18 protein-coding genes and 5 pseudogenes are annotated in these 18464 nt (G+C 51.3%); 9 read left to right on the top strand and 14 right to left on the bottom strand.

What is annotated here, in order from left to right:
* Positions 1–18: 18 nt before the first annotated feature.
* On the bottom strand, positions 19–477 hold the full coding sequence (gene gpt, locus ACU8XX_RS19490) for a xanthine phosphoribosyltransferase (RefSeq protein ID WP_001291990.1): 459 nt from the start codon (positions 475–477) through the stop codon (positions 19–21).
* Positions 478–737: 260 nt separating this feature from the next.
* Here gpt and pepD point away from each other — a divergent pair, with 260 nt between their 5' ends.
* Entirely contained in the window at positions 738–2195 is a 1458-nt protein-coding gene (gene pepD / locus ACU8XX_RS19495; RefSeq protein ID WP_001293002.1) for a cytosol nonspecific dipeptidase, read from the top strand.
* A gap of 56 nt (positions 2196–2251) precedes the next feature.
* On the opposite strand, the pseudogene prfH reads toward pepD, so the two are convergent.
* The 7 genes and pseudogenes from prfH to lafU form a co-directional block, all read right to left on the bottom strand.
* Positions 2252–2758 (bottom strand): annotated as a pseudogene (prfH, locus tag ACU8XX_RS19500) (peptide chain release factor H); the annotation flags it as partial.
* 13 nt (positions 2759–2771) lie between these two features.
* Positions 2772–2975: pseudogene (locus ACU8XX_RS19505) on the bottom strand (RtcB family protein); the annotation flags it as partial.
* 245 nt (positions 2976–3220) lie between these two features.
* On the bottom strand, positions 3221–3673 hold the full coding sequence (locus ACU8XX_RS19510) for a GNAT family N-acetyltransferase (RefSeq protein ID WP_001059847.1): 453 nt from the start codon (positions 3671–3673) through the stop codon (positions 3221–3223).
* 9 nt (positions 3674–3682) lie between these two features.
* Positions 3683–4081: a type II toxin-antitoxin system mRNA interferase toxin YafO gene (yafO, locus tag ACU8XX_RS19515; RefSeq protein WP_001263493.1), complete on the bottom strand. Its 399-nt coding sequence runs from the start codon at positions 4079–4081 to the stop codon at positions 3683–3685.
* Positions 4082–4083: 2 nt separating this feature from the next.
* Positions 4084–4377 carry a type I toxin-antitoxin system antitoxin YafN gene (gene yafN / locus ACU8XX_RS19520; protein ID WP_000554757.1) on the bottom strand — a complete coding sequence of 98 codons (294 nt, stop codon included), beginning with the start codon at positions 4375–4377 and terminating at the stop codon, positions 4084–4086.
* Positions 4378–4428: 51 nt separating this feature from the next.
* A complete protein-coding gene (dinB, locus tag ACU8XX_RS19525) occupies positions 4429–5484 on the bottom strand; it encodes a DNA polymerase IV (RefSeq protein WP_112034092.1) in 1056 nt (351 codons plus the stop codon).
* A 70-nt stretch (positions 5485–5554) separates the two neighbouring features.
* Positions 5555–6340 (bottom strand): putative lateral flagellar export/assembly protein LafU, encoded by a 786-nt coding sequence (gene lafU, locus ACU8XX_RS19530; protein ID WP_000207587.1) that lies wholly within the window; start codon positions 6338–6340, stop codon positions 5555–5557.
* Between lafU and ACU8XX_RS19535 the strand changes: the two are divergent.
* Positions 6306–8024, top strand: a pseudogene (locus ACU8XX_RS19535) (flagellar biosynthesis protein FlhA); the annotation flags it as partial. The gene lafU and the pseudogene ACU8XX_RS19535 overlap by 35 nt on opposite strands.
* 215 nt (positions 8025–8239) lie before the next feature.
* Here ACU8XX_RS19535 and rayT read toward each other — a convergent pair.
* Both rayT and ACU8XX_RS19545 read right to left on the bottom strand, forming a co-directional pair.
* On the bottom strand, positions 8240–8737 hold the full coding sequence (gene rayT, locus ACU8XX_RS19540; RefSeq protein ID WP_000006261.1) for an REP-associated tyrosine transposase RayT: 498 nt from the start codon (positions 8735–8737) through the stop codon (positions 8240–8242).
* A 175-nt stretch (positions 8738–8912) separates the two neighbouring features.
* Positions 8913–9662 carry a C40 family peptidase gene (locus ACU8XX_RS19545; protein WP_001301253.1) on the bottom strand — a complete coding sequence of 250 codons (750 nt, stop codon included), beginning with the start codon at positions 9660–9662 and terminating at the stop codon, positions 8913–8915.
* Positions 9663–9871: 209 nt separating this feature from the next.
* Between ACU8XX_RS19545 and dinJ the strand changes: the two genes are divergently transcribed.
* From dinJ to dpaA, 3 genes are all read left to right on the top strand, one after another.
* Positions 9872–10132, top strand: a complete 261-nt coding sequence (gene dinJ, locus ACU8XX_RS19550) for a type II toxin-antitoxin system antitoxin DinJ (RefSeq protein ID WP_000729704.1) — start codon at positions 9872–9874, stop codon at positions 10130–10132.
* Positions 10133–10134: 2 nt separating this feature from the next.
* On the top strand, positions 10135–10413 hold the full coding sequence (gene yafQ / locus ACU8XX_RS19555) for a type II toxin-antitoxin system mRNA interferase toxin YafQ (RefSeq protein ID WP_000615979.1): 279 nt from the start codon (positions 10135–10137) through the stop codon (positions 10411–10413).
* Positions 10414–10568: 155 nt separating this feature from the next.
* Entirely contained in the window at positions 10569–11309 is a 741-nt protein-coding gene (gene dpaA / locus ACU8XX_RS19560; RefSeq protein ID WP_001225679.1) for a peptidoglycan meso-diaminopimelic acid protein amidase, read from the top strand.
* On the opposite strand, the gene ACU8XX_RS19565 is transcribed toward dpaA, so the two are convergent.
* Together ACU8XX_RS19565 and lpcA are read right to left on the bottom strand one after the other, a co-directional pair.
* Positions 11280–12047, bottom strand: coding sequence for a class II glutamine amidotransferase (locus ACU8XX_RS19565; protein WP_000333379.1), 768 nt, complete (start codon positions 12045–12047; stop codon positions 11280–11282). The genes dpaA and ACU8XX_RS19565 overlap by 30 nt on opposite strands.
* Before the next feature lie 205 nt (positions 12048–12252).
* Entirely contained in the window at positions 12253–12831 is a 579-nt protein-coding gene (lpcA, locus tag ACU8XX_RS19570; protein ID WP_000284050.1) for a D-sedoheptulose 7-phosphate isomerase, read from the bottom strand.
* 239 nt (positions 12832–13070) lie between these two features.
* On the opposite strand from lpcA, the gene fadE reads away from it, so the two are divergent.
* Positions 13071–15515, top strand: coding sequence for an acyl-CoA dehydrogenase FadE (gene fadE / locus ACU8XX_RS19575; protein ID WP_000973083.1), 2445 nt, complete (start codon positions 13071–13073; stop codon positions 15513–15515).
* Positions 15516–15557: 42 nt separating this feature from the next.
* Here fadE and ivy read toward each other — a convergent pair whose 3' ends face one another.
* Positions 15558–16004 (bottom strand): Ivy family C-type lysozyme inhibitor, encoded by a 447-nt coding sequence (ivy, locus tag ACU8XX_RS19580; protein ID WP_001308392.1) that lies wholly within the window; start codon positions 16002–16004, stop codon positions 15558–15560.
* A 180-nt stretch (positions 16005–16184) separates the two neighbouring features.
* Here ivy and yafV point away from each other — a divergent pair, with 180 nt between their 5' ends.
* On the top strand, positions 16185–16955 hold the full coding sequence (yafV, locus tag ACU8XX_RS19585) for a 2-oxoglutaramate amidase (protein ID WP_001118040.1): 771 nt from the start codon (positions 16185–16187) through the stop codon (positions 16953–16955).
* Positions 16956–17005: 50 nt separating this feature from the next.
* Here yafV and ACU8XX_RS19590 read toward each other — a convergent pair.
* Positions 17006–17314, bottom strand: a pseudogene (locus ACU8XX_RS19590) (ISAs1 family transposase); the annotation flags it as partial.
* Between the two features lie 48 nt (positions 17315–17362).
* Here ACU8XX_RS19590 and ACU8XX_RS19595 point away from each other — a divergent pair.
* Both ACU8XX_RS19595 and ACU8XX_RS19600 read left to right on the top strand, forming a co-directional pair.
* Positions 17363–18060, top strand: a protein-coding gene (locus tag ACU8XX_RS19595; RefSeq protein WP_103215986.1) for an IS1-like element IS1A family transposase whose coding sequence is annotated in 2 segments (ribosomal slippage) — positions 17363–17612 and positions 17612–18060 — 699 coding nt in all. Because the reading frame shifts where the segments join, the coding sequence is not laid out codon by codon here.
* A gap of 15 nt (positions 18061–18075) precedes the next feature.
* A pseudogene (locus ACU8XX_RS19600) lies at positions 18076–18450 on the top strand (Hcp family type VI secretion system effector); the annotation flags it as partial.
* Between the last annotated feature and the right edge of the window lie 14 nt (positions 18451–18464).

Here is an 18464-nt window from a genome sequence, read left to right on the forward strand (position 1 = left end):
TGCCAGGCGTTGAAAAGATTAGCGACCGGAGATTGGCGGGACGAATACGACGCCCATATCCCACGGCTGTTCAATCCAGGTATCTTGCGGGATATCAACAACATAGTCATCAACCAGCGGACGACCAGCCGGTTTTGCGAAGATGGTGACAAAGTGCGCTTTTGGATACATTTCACGAATCGCAACCGCAGTACCACCGGTATCCACCAGGTCATCAATAACGATGAAGCCTTCGCCATCGCCTTCTGCGCGTTTCAGCACTTTAAGCTCGCGCTGGTTGTCGTGATCGTAGCTGGAAATACAAACGGTATCGACATGACGAATACCCAGTTCACGCGCCAGTAACGCACCCGGTACCAGACCGCCACGGCTTACGGCAATAATGCCTTTCCATTGTTCAGAAGGCATCAGTCGGCTTGCGAGTTTACGTGCATGGATCTGCAACATGTCCCAGGTGACGATGTATTTTTCGCTCATGTGAAGTGTCCCAGCCTGTTTATCTACGGCTTAAAAAGTGTTCGAGGGGAAAATAGGTTGCGCGAGATTATAGAGATCTGGCGCACTAAAAACCAGTATTTCACATGAGTCCGCGTCTTTTTACGCACTGCCTCTCCCTGACGCGGGATAAAGTGGTATTCTCAAACATATCTCGCAAGCCTGTCTTGTGTTGACAACATTTTCTGCTAACCCTGTGACCTGCAATACTGTTTTGCGGGTGATCGACAAGGAGACTTAACGTGTCTGAACTGTCTCAATTATCTCCACAGCCGCTGTGGGATATTTTTGCCAAAATCTGTTCTATTCCTCACCCGTCCTATCATGAAGAGCAACTCGCTGAATACATTGTTGGTTGGGCAAAAGAGAAAGGTTTCCATGTCGAACGCGATCAGGTAGGTAATATCCTGATTCGTAAACCTGCCACCGCAGGTATGGAAAATCGTAAACCGGTCGTCTTGCAGGCCCACCTCGATATGGTGCCGCAGAAAAATAACGACACCGTGCATGACTTCACGAAAGATCCTATCCAGCCTTATATTGATGGCGAATGGGTTAAAGCGCGCGGCACCACGCTGGGTGCAGATAACGGCATTGGTATGGCGTCTGCGCTGGCGGTTCTGGCTGACGAAAACGTGGTTCACGGCCCGCTGGAAGTGCTGCTGACCATGACCGAAGAAGCCGGTATGGACGGTGCGTTCGGCTTACAGAGCAACTGGTTGCAGGCTGATATTCTGATTAACACCGACTCCGAAGAAGAAGGTGAAATCTACATGGGTTGCGCGGGGGGTATCGACTTCACCTCCAACCTGCATTTGGATCGTGAAGCGGTTCCAGCTGGCTTTGAAACCTTCAAGTTAACCTTAAAAGGTCTAAAAGGCGGTCACTCCGGCGGTGAAATCCACGTTGGCCTGGGTAATGCCAACAAACTGCTGGTGCGCTTCCTGGCGGGTCATGCGGAAGAGCTGGACCTGCGCCTTATCGATTTCAACGGTGGCACACTGCGTAACGCCATCCCGCGTGAAGCCTTTGCGACCATTGCTGTCGCAGCTGATAAAGTCGACGCCCTGAAATCTCTGGTGAATACCTATCAGGACATCCTGAAAAACGAGCTGGCAGAGAAAGAGAAGAATCTGGCCTTGTTGCTGGACTCTGTAGCGAACGATAAAGCTGCTCTGATTGCGAAATCTCGCGATACCTTTATTCGTCTGCTGAACGCCACCCCGAACGGTGTGATCCGCAATTCCGACGTGGCAAAAGGTGTGGTCGAAACCTCCCTGAACGTCGGTGTGGTGACCATGACTGACAATAACGTAGAAATTCACTGCCTGATCCGTTCACTGATCGACAGCGGTAAAGACTACGTGGTGAGCATGCTGGATTCGCTGGGTAAACTGGCTGGCGCGAAAACCGAAGCGAAAGGCGCATATCCTGGCTGGCAGCCGGACGCTAATTCTCCGGTGATGCATCTGGTACGTGAAACCTATCAGCGCCTGTTCAACAAGACGCCGAACATCCAGATTATCCACGCGGGCCTGGAATGTGGTCTGTTCAAAAAACCGTATCCGGAAATGGACATGGTTTCTATCGGGCCAACAATCACCGGTCCACACTCTCCGGATGAGCAAGTTCACATCGAAAGCGTAGGTCATTACTGGACACTGCTGACTGAACTGCTGAAAGAAATTCCGGCGAAGTAATTATTTGATTTGCTGCCGGATGGCGTTTAATCGCCTTCCGGCAGTTTCATCCTTCATTATCCTTCGATAAAAGCCATCCCTGTAAATGTCCGTCGCGGGTTGCCACGTTCAATCTGGTGATGGAACATTCGCCGCTGCGATTTCAGCGCCGCGCTATTTTCCTGTTGCTGCTGCTCCAGCTTCCAGGCAATCAGCAATCGCGCCAGCCGTTTGTTAGCATGCTGGCTGCGCTCTGACTGAACCTTCACGCTAATACCGGATGCCAGATGCGTGGCGCGTACCGCCGAGTCGGTTTTATTGACATGTTGACCGCCCGGCCCCGACGAACGCAGCGTCTCATAACGGATTGCATCCGATTGTTCCTTCTCATCAGCGGTAAAACGCCCAATGCCCAGAAACCAGTTTTTGCGCCCATGATGAGGCCGATACGGACTCGGACAAATCCACTGAATAGTGCCACACCAGCTTTCGCTTAATGCCCATGCGTTATCGCCATCCAGAGAAACCAGCGCCGAACGCAGCGTGTCAGAGTAGCGGCCCGTTTCTGTTTCCAGCACCGTTACAGCGACGTCTTGTCGGGTAAAAACGACCAACAGAGAAGAACGCTGCGCCAATCGGGTAGCCGCGTCCGGGGTGTAAATCTGGCATCCCCACTACGCGCTGCATGTTGGGTAAATTTGCCGTGGTGTGTAATTGTTGGATCGCTAAACTCTCGATCCACAGGTCATCAGATGCGATGGTAAATACCGCATCGGATAAGGGACGAATATATTTGCCCATGTACCATTCCATTTATACTCGTCATACTTCAAGTTGCATGTACTGCGACTCGAATTATTTAGAGTATATAAATATAAAAATCAGGAAATGGCAGACGAATCCAGGGCAAGAAAAAAAGAATTAATCCTGGAAAGGTCTGCAAAGAGTCATTGATAAAGGATTTGTCATGATTTACCTCCTTGCAGTTTGTGGAATAAGAAAACGCGCACATACCAGGCGGGCGTTATTTTCATTGCAAGCTGGATTTAATATTGCGGTTTATATCGCATATAAAAATTAGTAAACCACGTTCCCCGGCATTCAACGCGCTGCTGCTTAACTGTCTGAAAACCATAACGTTCAAAAAAGGGTTTTGCGGTTATGCTGGCGTCCACCGTAAGTTCGGATTCAGACTTAATCAAAGGTTTTAACAAAGCGCAGGCAACCCCGCGGCGGGTGTATTCAGGGTCAACAAATAACATATCGATATAACGTTCAACGCAGGTAATAAAACCAACCGGTTGTGCATTAATGACGGCAACCCGCACTTGTGATTTCGCGAGTTTCTCCTTCCAGCGAGATTCGTCAATCTGCGCCCAGGCGGCAATTTGTTGTGGTGAATAATGCTGACTGGAGATCATCGTAACCGCTCTAATGAAAATAGCGCATAGTTGCTGAAAATCGCCAGGCTGATAGTCTCTTATTTGTATGTTATTCATAATATAAATTCAAAAACGCATGCGAAACGCTTCTGCCATTTTCCCAATTTTATGCATTTGGTTGTTATCTCGAGCCTGTTTATGAGGTTCAGGTTTCAGAATGGCAATGAGCAACCATGCTTGCTCATCAAACGCACCCTGACAATATACCAAATGCGCTTCGTCATTCGTTCTGCTGAATTGGCGCAACTGTGGCGGAAATGGATTATTCACATTTGCCAGATGAATATGAGCAACTCGCTCAAATTTGATTAATGGCCAGGTAAACGAGTCGTCGTAGAGTGCATCGCGACCAAATATATCTGGCAAAACACCGTCACGCTTATAGGAAATAAAATCCGCCGTTAACGCATCAAGTTCCTCTGCTGTAAGTTGCAGGCGAATAAGTTTTGTTTTGAATACCCGCATCCTTATTCCTTAAAGTCATTGAAATCATCATCCGTCATATCATTAAGATATTTTTCAGCTCGGCGTGTAATTTCCTCTAATCTTGCAGCACTTGGACGGAAGCGCGCCTTTATGGGCTTTTTCTCCTCTTGTTCAGCAAGCATGTCCATTAACGCTTCGAATGCGCTGGCACTTAAGAGATATCCTGCGGGGCGATTATTAGAAAGAACCGCAACCGGTTGATCAATAAAGTATTTAGCTGGGTTTTTACGTAACTCAGTAATATTGACCGATTTTTCAGCGAGAATTCGATGCATGCAGTGATCCCCTCATAATAATGCACACCAGAATAGACATAATAGTATACATCATAATCCCAGCACCAGTTGTCTTTCCATTTGCGGATCAAGCAACGTCACATGCAGCCCCACCAGTCGCACACCGCGCCCGCCGCGGCGTTCATCCCAGGTTTTACGCGCGGTGGCGATTAAGTCAGCTTTATTCAGCCGCGGCCAGACGTGCTCCTGAGTGGTTTGCTGAAAATCGTCGAACTTTAATTTCACCCCCTGGCGGGCAATCAGTAAATCAGGTTTTACCTTTGCCAGACGGCGTTCAAGTTCCGGATACAGCCGCTCGATAATCGCTTCACATTCAGACCAGTGGTGGATATCTTCCGCCATCGTGCGTTCCACGCCGACGGATTTTCGCAACCGTTCGCTGTTAACGTCGCGCTCGTCAATCCCCTGACTACGCTCCCACAAAATGCGGCCAAATTTGCCAAAGCGTTTAAGCAGCATCACCAGATCACACTTTTGTACATCACCGCAGGTTCGTAGCCCCATCGCTTCCAGTTTTGCCGCCGAGACTTTGCCGACGCCGGGGATTTTTGCCAGTGGTAAGGTTTGTAAAAATGCCGGAACTTCTGCCGGCGTAATCACAAACTGGCCGTTGGGTTTATTCATGTCGGAGGCGATTTTGGCGAGAAACTTTACGGGTGCCACGCCCGCAGACGCCGTCAGTTGCAGCTCGTTGAAAATCGTCTGGCGGATTTCCTGGGCGATGAGGGTCGCAGAACCGTGGCAATGGACGCTATTGGTGACGTCGAGATAAGCCTCATCCAGTGACAACGGTTCAATACGCGAGGTGTAGCGCGAGAAGATTTCGCGGATATGATTTGAGGCTTCTTTGTAGGCGTCAAAGCGCCCCGGAAGCAAGGTGAGATGCGGGCATAATTTGAGCGCCATCCCTGTCGGCATAGCGCTACGTACGCCAAATTTACGCGCGGGATAATTGGCGGTGCTGATCACCCCCCGACGTTCGCGGCTGCCGCCAATAGCAATAGGGATATCGCGCAGGGCGGGATTGTCGCGCATCTCCACTGCGGCGAAAAAGCAGTCCATATCCACATGAATGATTTTACGCATTACTCACCTCTCAACACTGGTAAAGTATACAGTGATTTCAGGGTTTGAGAAATGCGTAAAGATTCAGCATTTAGCGCGTTCGCTGCGAAAGCACCTGCTGCTTATCCAGCTTTTGCACCAGCGGCTGCACCACTTTATCCCCATGCTGACCAAAGTATTGATACAGCGTATCGGACGCACTTTTGGTCAGCACCATAATCTCGATGCGCCGATTACCCGCACTTTGCGGATTCTTCGCGTCCAGCAGCATCTGGTCCGCCATTGCGCTTACCTGCATCACTTTATCTTCCGGCATTCCGGCCTCTTCCAGCACCCGACGAGCCGAAAGCGCGCGGTCACCCGAAAGGTTCCAGTTGTTGTAGATATTGTTTTTGTAGGCCATCGCATCGGTATGCCCGGTAATAATAATTTTATTATCGAGCGAGTCGAACACTGGCGCGAGCTCCACCAGCAGCGTTTTAAAGAACGGCATAATCTTCGCGCTGCCGCGTTCAAACATATTGCGGTTCTGGTCATCTTTAATCAGCACGCGCAATCCCTGGGGAACAATCTCCATCTCCAGATTCGCTTCCATATGCGCATCACGGGCAATGGTGTTGATACTGGTTGCCAGCTCGCCAAGCTCGGTGGCGGATTTCTTCTTCAGCAGCGCTGTTTTCTCGTTGACGTCTCGCGCTTTTTTCTCCGTCTCTTCCGGCACCGCCACGGTGGCAGGTTTTGGCGGATGAGACGGGCTGATTTTATTTAACGGCGACAATCCGCCGCCACTGAAAATCGACTGCCCGTGCAGCGCGGCGATAATGCTTTCACGCTCGGATTTACTGACGCTGTTGACAATCAACTTTATTGTCGTCACCAAAGGGGCCGAGCGTATTTCCGAGGTTTCTGCCCGCTTTACCTTAGACGCGATGCCCGGCAAACAGATGGCGATTGACGCCGATCTTAACGCCGGATTGATCAACCAGGCGCAGGCGCAAACCCGGCGTAAAGATGTTGCCAGCGAGGCCGATTTCTACGGCGCGATGGACGGGGCATCGAAGTTTGTGCGCGGGGACGCCATCGCCGGGATGATGATTCTGGCGATCAACCTGATCGGCGGCGTCTGTATCGGGATCTTCAAATACAACCTGAGCGCCGATGCTGCCTTCCAGCAGTATGTGCTGATGACCATCGGCGACGGCCTGGTGGCGCAGATCCCTTCCCTGCTGCTCTCCACGGCGGCGGCGATTATCGTCACCCGCGTCAGCGACAACGGCGATATCGCCCATGACGTGCGCCACCAGCTGCTGGCAAGCCCGTCGGTGCTCTACACCGCTACCGGGATTATGTTTGTGCTGGCGATGGTGCCGGGAATGCCGCATCTGCCGTTTTTGCTGTTCAGCGCCCTGCTTGGCTTTACCGGCTGGCGGATGAGCAAACGCCCGCAGGCGGCGGAAGCGGAAGAGAAAAGTCTCGAAACGCTGACCCGCACCATCACCGAAACCAGCGAGCAACAGGTCAGTTGGGAAACCATTCCGCTGATCGAGCCCATCAGCTTAAGCCTCGGCTACAAGCTGGTGGCGCTGGTGGACAAAGCCCAGGGCAACCCGCTCACCCAGCGTATTCGCGGCGTGCGACAGGTGATTTCTGACGGCAACGGCGTGCTGCTGCCGGAGATCCGCATTCGGGAAAACTTCCGCCTTAAGCCCAGCCAGTACGCTATTTTCATCAACGGCATTAAGGCTGATGAAGCGGATATTCCGGCGGATAAACTGATGGCCCTGCCCTCCAGCGAAACCTACGGCGAGATTGACGGCGTGCTGGGGAACGACCCGGCGTATGGGATGCCGGTCACCTGGATCCAGCCTGCGCAGAAGGCGAAGGCGCTGAATATGGGGTATCAGGTGATCGACAGCGCCAGCGTGATTGCTACCCATGTGAACAAGATTGTGCGCAGCTATATTCCTGATTTGTTTAACTATGATGATATTACGCAGTTGCATAACCGTTTGGCGTCGATGGCACCGCGCCTGGCGGAAGATTTAAGCGCGGCGCTCAATTACAGCCAGTTGCTGAAAGTGTACCGGGCGCTGCTGACCGAAGGCGTTTCCCTGCGCGATATCGTCACCATCGCCACCGTGCTGGTCGCCAGTAGCGCGGTGACCAAAGATCATATTCTGCTGGCAGCTGATGTGCGCCTGGCGCTGCGGCGCAGCATTACCCATCCGTTCGTTCGCAAGCAGGAGCTGACGGTGTATACGCTGAATAATGAACTGGAAAATCTGCTGACCAATGTGGTGAATCAGGCGCAACAGGGCGGGAAAGTGATGCTTGACAGCGTGCCAGTGGACCCGAATATGCTCAACCAGTTCCAGAGCACGATGCCACAGGTGAAAGAGCAGATGAAAGCGGCGGGGAAAGACCCGGTGCTGCTGGTGCCACCGCAGCTGCGCCCTTTGCTGGCGCGTTATGCAAGGTTGTTTGCGCCGGGGCTGCATGTGCTGTCGTATAACGAAGTGCCGGATGAGCTGGAGTTGAAGATTATGGGGGCGTTGATGTAGGCATGATAAGACGCGTCAGCGTCGCATCAGGCATCGGTGCATAACCGCCGGATGCGGCGTGAACGCCTTATCCGGCCTACCGTTCAGGCGCAGGTTTGTAGGCATGATAAGATGTGCCAGCGTCGCATCAGGCATCCGCGCACAATTGCCGGATGCGGCACAAGTTTGTAGGCACGATAAGACGCGCCAGCGTCGCATCAGGCATCTGCGCATAATTATAAAATGATACGCTCGCCAGCATTTATATCCGTTACGTCCCCCGCCCAATCGATGGGATATAACCCTCGCTCGACATCGCGATGGAACGTTGAGAATGGCCAATCACTCACTTGCTTTACCCAACCATGCTTTACTGGATTTATATAAATATAATCAACATGATGCCTATAATCTTTGGTATTGCGGATGGTGTGCTCCCAAAAACGTGGTTGCCAGATATTTTTCAATCCACAAGCATGGGTAAATTGCTTTTTAATTTCCCGCCAGCGAGAGGAAAAATCATCATCGCCTTCAGGTAATGTCCATATGCAATGCATATGCTCTGGCAAAACGACCCAGGCGTTGATTTCAAAAGGCCTGTCTCGCTTAACTTTAATAATGGCGTTACGGAGCATCTGGTACTGGGTGGTCAAGAGTTGGCTTCGACGATTGCGTAAATTCACCGTGAAAAACCAGGTTCCCCCCTTGATGTAATAACGACGATATTCAGACATGGCGACTCCTTTTTCTCAACGGTAAGAAGAAAAGGAAAGGTCGGCAATGAGGTGATGGAATAACAGGAAAGCGGCTCGCAAAAACGCACAGATTTGTAGGCATGATAAGACGCGTCAGCGTCGCATCAGGCATCTGCGCACCACCGCCGGATGCGGCGTAAACGCCTTATCCGTCCTACAAAATCGTCTCTTCCGTCAATATCCGCCGCGCGCCCAAAAAATGATCCTGCCAGAAAGGTTCAGCTAACCGACTTACCCGAATGGTTTCCCCGGTGCGCGGTGACTCAATAAACTGACCGTCGCCCAGATACACCCCCATATGGTCGGCAATCTCGCGGCTGTGGATATGGAAAAACAGCAAATCTCCCCGGCGCAGGTCGTTGTTCGCCACAATCGTTGCCCGGCGATAGTGATACATCTCATTGGCCGTACGTGGGAGCTTCGCCTCGAGGATCTTGTTGTAGGCATAAAAAACTAACCCGCTACAGTCGAAGCCTTGATCGGGCCGCGTGCCGCCCCAGACGTAAGGCTTGCCAAGTTGCTGTTCCAGGCGGTGAATCGCCACTTCGGTGATGTTATGCAGATGGTCGCTGCTTAAGAAATGATTATTCTCCACCAGCGCCTGCCAGCGTCTGTCACTCGCCTTGAGCGGTGCAGGAAACCATTCTGGATGCTGTTTTATCTGTTCGCGGTTGTGCTGGCGTAGCGCCCTTCTGCTTTCGGCATTGCCTTCCACAATATAGCTGGCCTGTTTTTTCAGATGGGTTTGGTACTGTTTTAATAAACGCGCACGGTTTTGCATCCGCTGGCGGGCGGCGTAGCTGAAAGAGATATGTGATGTGGTGGCGCTGGCAAATGAAGAAAACGGCAAGCAAAGCAACAGTAATCCCGACAACACAAAAGAGGGAATCGACGGCAAGGACATTCTCAATAATGGCTGGTCATGCATTGATGTTGCAGTGTATCCCGGCCCGTACCAGAACAAACTTAATAAACCATTATTATAAAATTAATAAATATATTTCAGTTAATTATGTAAAAACATCCGTTTATTAAATTACTCATGGATTGTCGCTGTTGCTCATTTGAGCTACAATTCAAGCTGAATAAATATACAGCACAGGAGATACCCCAATGGCTGCTAACGCGTTTGTTCGCGCCCGAATCGATGAAGATCTGAAGAATCAGGCGGCGGACGTACTGGCCGGGATGGGGCTGACCATCTCTGACCTGGTTCGCATAACCCTCACAAAAGTCGCGCGTGAAAAGGCATTGCCGTTTGATTTACGCGAGCCTAATCAATTAACCATTCAATCAATTAAAAACAGCGAAGCTGGCGTTGATGTTCATAAGGCCAAAGACGCCGATGATTTATTTGATAAATTAGGAATTTAAATATGATTCAAAGGGATATTGAATACTCGGGACAATTTTCAAAGGATGTAAAACTTGCACAAAAGCGTCATAAGGATATGAATAAATTGAAATATCTTATGACGCTTCTTATCAATAATACTTTACCGCTTCCAGCTGTTTATAAAGACCACCCGCTGCAAGGTTCATGGAAAGGTTATCGCGATGCTCATGTCGAACCGGACTGGATCCTGATTTACAAACTTACCGATAAACTTTTACGATTTGAGAGAACTGGAACTCACGCGGCGCTATTTGGGTAAAGCCCGCTTCCGATGAAATTTGTAAACCCTGCGCCGACAGGCTTGCGTAAAACTCTTTTGGTGATAATGTGAGCCTTCCAAATCCAGACTATTCCGATTTGGGATCCATTTTGCCGTCCTGGCGTGTGTAACCGTTTTATCAAGGAATAAGCAGTATGCGTAAAATCGCATTAATTCTTGCGATGTTGTTGATCCCGTGCGTTTCGTTTGCCGGTTTGCTGGGCAGCAGTAGCTCGACCACGCCAGTGAGCAAAGAGTATAAGCAGCAGTTGATGGGATCCCCTGTCTACATCCAGATCTTCAAGGAAGAACGTACGCTCGATCTCTACGTCAAAATGGGCGAGCAATATCAACTGCTCGACAGCTATAAAATCTGTAAATATTCCGGCGGCTTAGGGCCAAAACAGCGTCAGGGCGATTTCAAAAGCCCGGAAGGGTTTTATAGCGTCCAGCGTAATCAGTTAAAACCAGACAGCCGTTACTACAAAGCGATTAATATTGGTTTCCCCAATGCCTATGACCGTGCGCATGGTTATGAAGGGAAATATCTGATGATCCACGGCGATTGTGTTTCCATCGGCTGCTACGCGATGACCAATCAGGGTATTGATGAGATCTTCCAGTTCGTTACTGGTGCGCTGGTGTTTGGTCAGCCGAGCGTGCAGGTGAGTATTTACCCATTCCGCATGACCGACGCCAATATGAAGCGCCATAAATATTCCAACTTTAAGGACTTCTGGGAGCAGCTGAAGCCGGGCTACGACTACTTTGAGCAAACCCGTAAGCCACCGACCGTTTCTGTGGTCAATGGCCGTTACGTGGTCAGCAAGCCGTTAAGCCACGAAGTGGTGCAGCCACAACTGGCATCAAACTACACGCTCCCCGAGGCAAAATAAGCGCCATTCGCCTGGCATAATTTTTTGCCAGGTTTCATTGCCCGTCAGCGGCTGTGTCGCAATCACCGTGACCACATCATTCGGTGTGGTCTGCGAGCTGAAGTCGATTTCCACATCCTGATCCAGCAACGTTGCCACGCCAAACGGCGCGCGGCGGGTGATCCAGTGTAAATTAGTCGAGCAATACGCCATTACATAGCGACCGTCCGAAAGCAGCATGTTGAAAACGCCCTTCGCCCGCAGTTCATCCGCCAGTGAGGCGATATATTTAAACACTGCCGCCATGTTGCCCGGCGTGCGCGGGTAACGCTGCGTTAATTTATGCAGGAGCCAGCAAAAGGCTTTTTCGCTGTCGGTTTCACCGACCGGGCGGAAGTTGCCGGTTTCCAGTGATTTGTAGCCCGTCAGTTGCCCGTTATGGGCATAAGTCCAGTTACGCCCCCATAACTCGCGGGTAAACGGGTGAGTATTTTCCAGCGCCACCTCGCCCCGATTAGCCTGGCGAATATGAGCCACCACCGAACAGGATTTTATCGGGTAGTCCTGGACAAGTTTGGCGATGGGGGAATTAAAGCTGGGTTGTGGATCTTTAAATGTGCGACAGCCTTTACCTTCGTAAAAGGTAATGCCCCAGCCATCTTTATGTGGCCCGGTTCCACCACCACGCTGTACAAGCCCGGTGAAACTAAAGCAGATATCGGTAGGGACGTTGGCGCTCATCCCGAGCAATTCGCACATGGGTAACCTCCACAACAGCGGGAGCGCATGGCCCCCGGCGAAGATTGATTTAAGAATTTTCAGGTCGGATGCGGCGTGAACGCATTATTCGGCCTACGGTTCGCGTACAGATTTGTAGGCATGATAAGACGCGTCAGCGTCGCATCAGGCATCAGCGCACAAATGCCGGATGCGGCGTAAACGTCTTATCCGGCCTACGCCAGACTTACTTAACCATCTCTTTTTCAATCAACTGGATCAGGATATGGATCACTTTAATGTGAATCTCCTGAATGCGGTCGGCATAACCAAAGTGCGGTACGCGAATTTCGATATCCGCCGTGCCAGCCATTTTGCCGCCGTCTTTACCGGTCAGGGTGATCACTTTCATCCCCTTCTCACGCGCCGCTGCGATCGCTTTGATCACGTTTGCAGAGTTACCGGAGGTGGAGATCCCCAGCAGTACATCGCCTTCGCGACCTACCGCTTCAACGTAGCGGGAGAAAATATCATTGAAACCGAAATCATTACCGACGCAGGAAATATGACTAACGTCAGAAATAGCAATCGCCGGGTAGCCCGGACGGTTTTCACGGTAGCGACCGGTCAACTCTTCGGCAAAGTGCATAGCGTCGCAATGGGAACCGCCGTTGCCGCAGGAAAGCACTTTGCCACCGGCTTTAAAGCTGTCTGCTAACAGGACCGCCGCGCGCTGAATGGCGTGAATATTGGCGTCATCTTTTAAAAAGTTAGCCAGCGTTTCCGCCGCTTCGTTCAGTTCGTTACGAATAAGATCCTGGTACATGAGGATATCCTTCAGCATAAATGTAATAGACAAAATGCAGTGTACCGGATACCGCCAAAAGCGAGAAGTACGGGCAGGTGCTATGACCAGGACTTTTTGACCTGAAGTGCGGATAAAAACAGCAACAATGTGAGCTTTGTTGTAATTATATTGTAAACACATTGCTAAATGTTTTTACATCCACTACAACCATATCATCACAAGTGGTCAGACCTCCTACAAGTAAGGGGCTTTTCGTTATGATGATTTTGAGTATTCTCGCTACGGTTGTCCTGCTCGGCGCGTTGTTCTATCACCGCGTGAGCTTATTTATCAGCAGTCTGATTTTGCTCGCCTGGACAGCCGCCCTCGGCGTTGCTGGTCTGTGGTCGGCGTGGGTACTGGTGCCTCTGGCCATTATCCTCGTGCCATTTAACTTTGCGCCTATGCGTAAGTCGATGATTTCCGCGCCGGTATTTCGCGGTTTCCGTAAGGTGATGCCGCCGATGTCGCGCACTGAGAAAGAAGCGATTGATGCGGGCACCACCTGGTGGGAGGGCGACTTGTTCCAGGGCAAGCCGGACTGGAAAAAGCTGCATAACTATCCGCAGCCGCGCCTGACCGCCGAAGAGCAAGCGTTTCTCGACGGCCCGGTAGAAGAAGCCTGCCGGATGGCGAATGATTTCCAGATCACCCATGAGCTGGCGGATCTGCCGCCGGAGTTGTGGGCGTACCTTAAAGAGCATCGTTTCTTCGCGATGATCATCAAAAAAGAGTACGGCGGGCTGGAGTTCTCGGCTTATGCCCAGTCTCGCGTGCTGCAAAAACTCTCCGGCGTGAGCGGGATCCTGGCGATTACCGTCGGCGTGCCAAACTCATTAGGCCCGGGCGAACTGTTGCAACATTACGGCACTGACGAGCAGAAAGATCACTATCTGCCGCGTCTGGCGCGTGGTCAGGAGATCCCCTGCTTTGCACTGACCAGCCCGGAAGCGGGTTCCGATGCGGGCGCGATTCCGGACACCGGGATTGTCTGCATGGGCGAATGGCAGGGCCAGCAGGTGCTGGGGATGCGTCTGACCTGGAACAAACGCTACATTACGCTGGCACCGATTGCGACCGTGCTTGGGCTGGCGTTTAAACTCTCCGACCCGGAAAAATTACTCGGCGGTGCAGAAGATTTAGGCATTACCTGTGCGCTGATCCCAACCACCACGCCGGGCGTGGAAATTGGTCGTCGCCACTTCCCGCTGAACGTACCGTTCCAGAACGGACCGACGCGCGGTAAAGATGTCTTCGTGCCGATCGATTACATCATCGGCGGGCCGAAAATGGCCGGGCAAGGCTGGCGGATGCTGGTGGAGTGCCTCTCGGTAGGCCGCGGCATCACCCTGCCTTCCAACTCAACCGGCGGCGTGAAATCGGTAGCGCTGGCAACCGGCGCGTATGCTCACATTCGCCGTCAGTTCAAAATCTCTATTGGTAAGATGGAAGGGATTGAAGAGCCGCTGGCGCGTATTGCCGGTAATGCCTACGTGATGGATGCTGCGGCATCGCTGATTACCTACGGCATTATGCTCGGCGAAAAACCTGCCGTGCTGTCGGCTATCGTTAAGTATCACTGTACCCACCGCGGGCAGCAGTCGATTATTGATGCGATGGATATTACCGGCGGTAAAGGCATTATGCTCGGGCAAAGCAACTTCCTGGCGCGTGCTTACCAGGGCGCACCGATTGCCATCACCGTTGAAGGGGCTAACATTCTGACCCGCAGCATGATGATCTTCGGACAAGGAGCGATTCGTTGCCATCCGTACGTGCTGGAAGAGATGGAAGCGGCGAAGAACAATGACGTCAACGCGTTCGATAAACTGTTGTTCAAACATATCGGTCACGTCGGTAGCAACAAAGTTCGCAGCTTCTGGCTGGGCCTGACGCGCGGTTTAACCAGCAGCACGCCAACCGGCGATGCCACTAAACGCTACTATCAGCACCTGAACCGCCTGAGCGCCAACCTCGCCCTGCTTTCTGATGTCTCGATGGCTGTGCTGGGCGGCAGCCTGAAACGTCGCGAGCGCATCTCGGCCCGTCTGGGGGATATTTTAAGCCAGCTCTACCTCGCCTCTGCCGTGCTGAAGCGTTATGACGACGAAGGCCGTAATGAAGCCGACCTGCCGCTGGTGCACTGGGGCGTACAAGATGCGCTGTATCAGGCTGAACAGGCGATGGATGATTTACTGCAAAACTTCCCGAACCGCGTGGTTGCCGGGCTGCTGAATGTGGTGATCTTCCCGACCGGACGTCATTATCTGGCACCTTCTGACAAGCTGGATCATAAAGTGGCGAAGATTTTACAAGTGCCGAACGCCACCCGTTCCCGCATTGGTCGCGGTCAGTACCTGACGCCGAGCGAGCATAATCCGGTTGGCTTGCTGGAAGAGGCGCTGGTGGATGTGATTGCCGCCGACCCAATTCATCAGCGGATCTGTAAAGAGCTGGGTAAAAACCTGCCGTTTACCCGTCTGGATGAACTGGCGCACAACGCGCTGGTGAAGGGGCTGATTGATAAAGATGAAGCCGCTATTCTGGTGAAAGCTGAAGAAAGCCGTCTGCGCAGTATTAACGTTGATGACTTTGATCCGGAAGAGCTGGCGACGAAGCCGGTAAAGTTGCCGGAGAAAGTGCGGAAAGTTGAAGCCGCGTAAATGAATAACGGAGCCGAAAGGCTCCGTTTCTTTATCCGCTAATTATTTAAAATTAAAGCCATCCGGATGGTTTTCCAGGCTGCCGGTCAACGCCGCGAACAACACCGTTTTACCATCAATCGAAAGCGCATCGTTCACATTCAGCCAGGTGAGTTTCTCTTGCGACGTTTTCTCATCAATAGTCGAGAACAGCCCCGTCATCTGATTAGATTTCTCGGACCACATCACAGCGATACGTTGCGAGCCACAGTCATGCGGTTTGCACGCGCTCATCACCTGATACGTCTCATCTCCCAACGTTACGGTTTGTGCGGGAGTATAAGTACCGCCTTTCATCACCCAGGCAGGCAGCTTATGCCCTTGTACCATCTGATTAAATGCAGCTTTGGTGGTTTCGCCCTTTGCAAGGCTGCTAATGGTTAAATCATCCTGCGCCATTGCACTGGTGGCGATGACCAGAGCGGCGACTGTCGTTATTGCCTTAAACATCATTCCTCCCGAGCTTATCCTGCCCATGTTATTAACCTCCTAAAGCCTGGCGATAACACGATAATTTGCAAATCAGATATTTCCAATATCAGCATTTGTTATCAATTTATTCTGCGCTAAGGCAACTGCCTGATAAGGTGTTAAAGTTATAAAACCCTTCGCATAAAGGAGTTGTACACCGTGCCTGGTTTGAAGATTACGCTTTTGCAGCAACCACTGGTGTGGATGGATGGTCCTGCCAACCTGCGTCATTTTGATCGTCAACTGGAAGGTATTACCGGGCGCGATGTGATCGTTCTACCGGAGATGTTTACCAGCGGCTTTGCCATGGAAGCGGCAGCTTCGTCGCTAGCACAAGATGACGTAGTGAACTGGATGACAGCTAAGGCGCAGCAGTGCAATGCGCTGATTGCAGGCAGTGTTGCATTACAAACGGAGTCTGGTTCGGTTAACCGCTTTTTGCTGGTTGAGCCGGGCGGCACGGTACATTTTTATGATAAGCGTCATCTGTTCCGCATGGCAGATGAGCATCTACATTATAAAGCGGGCAATGCGCGAGTGATTGTGGAATGGCGCGGCTGGCGTATTTTGCCGCTGGTGTGCTACGACTTACGTTTTCCTGTGTGGTCGCGCAATCTCAACGATTATGACCTCGCCCTGTACGTCGCCAACTGGCCTGCTCCGCGCTCTCTGCACTGGCAGGCATTGCTGACGGCCCGCGCGATTGAGAATCAGGCGTATGTGGCGGGATGCAATCGCGTCGGCAGCGATGGCAACGGCTGCCATTATCGCGGTGACAGCCGGGTGATTAATCCACAAGGCGAGATTATCGCTACTGCCGACGCGCATCAGGCAACGCGCATTGATGCGGAGCTGTCGATGATGGCATTGCGGGAATATAGAGAAAAGTTTCCGGCATGGCAGGATGCGGATGAGTTTAGGTTGCGGTGAGTGGGGGTTGTGTTTAGGGCTGGGGAGAGTCGGGGAAGACTACGAAAGCCCGCTCTCCTGCGACCACTTTTATCATAGGAGTGTGGAAGTGCTTTTCCATCAATCGCGATGACGTCTTTGTCATTTGATGAATGGCAGTCACGCATCCAGTTAATAAAGCACTCGTGAAATTTTGCAGGACTGATACAGGATACAACTCTGGCAATGGTATCGTGAACAGGAATACCATTTTCAAAATCACCATATTGCTTCAAAAAATCGAGATGTGTTTCCCCAAAATCCTCTATATCTTCCCAACCTTCTGCACCAGAAATAACGGCACAAATAGTCAACAGTAGAATATCCGATAATTGGTGATGCTGCCAACTTACTGATTTAGTGTATGATGGTGTTTTTGAGGTGCTCCAGTGGCTTCTGTTTCTATCAGCTGTCCCTCCTGTTCAGCTACTGACGGGGTGGTGCGTAACGGCAAAAGCACCGCCGGACATCAGCGCTATCTCTGCTCTCACTGCCGTAAAACATGGCAACTGCAGTTCACTTACACCGCTTCTCAACCCGGTACGCACCAGAAAATCATTGATATGGCCATGAATGGCGTTGGATGCCGGGCAACAGCCCGCATTATGGGCGTTGGCCTCAACACGATTTTACGTCACTTAAAAAACTCAGGCCGCAGTCGGTAACCTCGCGCATACAGCCGGGCAGTGACGTCATCGTCTGCGCGGAAATGGACGAACAGTGGGGCTATGTCGGGGCTAAATCGCGCCAGCGCTGGCTGTTTTACGCGTATGACAGGCTCCGGAAGACGGTTGTTGCGCACGTATTCGGTGAACGCACTATGGCGACGCTGGGGCGTCTTATGAGCCTGCTGTCACCCTTTGACGTGGTGATATGGATGACGGATGGCTGGCCGCTGTATGAATCCCGCCTGAAGGGAAAGCTGCACGTAATCAGCAAGCGATATACGCAGCGAATTGAGCGGCATAACCTGAATCTGAGGCAGCACCTGGCACGGCTGGGACGGAAGTCGCTGTCGTTCTCAAAATCGGTGGAGCTGCATGACAAAGTCATCGGGCATTATCTGAACATAAAACACTATCAATAAGTTGGAGTCATTACCGATCAGATCATGGTTTATGCGTTAATGCATTCCATCTCAAGAAGTCAAAATGTCAATCATCATGAATTAATTATCACCAAACCGGTTGATAAATCCTCACCATTGCTGGCAAAAGCACTTAGTGACAATGAAAAAATGGCAATATGTGAATTTATACTCTACCGAACCAGTAAAGCGGGTATTTACCAGCCTTATTATAAAATAAATCTGTCAAAAGCCCGAATATCAAGTATTGATTTTGTCACACCGCATGCTGTCCTGGAAAAAGAACTAGAACCACAGGAGAGAATTGCCTTTATTTATGAAGATATTTCCTGGGAGCATACGTTAGCCGGTACGAATGCAATGAGTAAATGGCAGGATCGTGTACAGTAACTTACTGTAATAAC

Source organism: Escherichia sp. MAL-1, assembly GCF_052948035.1.

Excerpts from the sequence above, each read along its gene's own strand:
- gpt (WP_001291990.1), bottom strand. The coding sequence starts at position 477 with ATGAGCGAAAAATACATCGTCACCTGGGACATGTTGCAGATCCATGCA.
- ACU8XX_RS19510 (WP_001059847.1), bottom strand. The coding sequence starts at position 3,673 with ATGAATAACATACAAATAAGAGACTATCAGCCTGGCGATTTTCAGCAA.
- yafO (WP_001263493.1), bottom strand. The coding sequence starts at position 4,081 with ATGCGGGTATTCAAAACAAAACTTATTCGCCTGCAACTTACAGCAGAG.
- yafN (WP_000554757.1), bottom strand. The coding sequence starts at position 4,377 with ATGCATCGAATTCTCGCTGAAAAATCGGTCAATATTACTGAGTTACGT.
- dinB (WP_112034092.1), bottom strand. The coding sequence starts at position 5,484 with ATGCGTAAAATCATTCATGTGGATATGGACTGCTTTTTCGCCGCAGTG.
- rayT (WP_000006261.1), bottom strand. The coding sequence starts at position 8,737 with ATGTCTGAATATCGTCGTTATTACATCAAGGGGGGAACCTGGTTTTTC.
- ACU8XX_RS19545 (WP_001301253.1), bottom strand. The coding sequence starts at position 9,662 with ATGTCCTTGCCGTCGATTCCCTCTTTTGTGTTGTCGGGATTACTGTTG.
- dinJ (WP_000729704.1), top strand. The coding sequence starts at position 9,872 with ATGGCTGCTAACGCGTTTGTTCGCGCCCGAATCGATGAAGATCTGAAG.
- yafQ (WP_000615979.1), top strand. The coding sequence starts at position 10,135 with ATGATTCAAAGGGATATTGAATACTCGGGACAATTTTCAAAGGATGTA.
- dpaA (WP_001225679.1), top strand. The coding sequence starts at position 10,569 with ATGCGTAAAATCGCATTAATTCTTGCGATGTTGTTGATCCCGTGCGTT.
- ACU8XX_RS19565 (WP_000333379.1), bottom strand. The coding sequence starts at position 12,047 with ATGTGCGAATTGCTCGGGATGAGCGCCAACGTCCCTACCGATATCTGC.
- lpcA (WP_000284050.1), bottom strand. The coding sequence starts at position 12,831 with ATGTACCAGGATCTTATTCGTAACGAACTGAACGAAGCGGCGGAAACG.
- fadE (WP_000973083.1), top strand. The coding sequence starts at position 13,071 with ATGATGATTTTGAGTATTCTCGCTACGGTTGTCCTGCTCGGCGCGTTG.
- ivy (WP_001308392.1), bottom strand. The coding sequence starts at position 16,004 with ATGTTTAAGGCAATAACGACAGTCGCCGCTCTGGTCATCGCCACCAGT.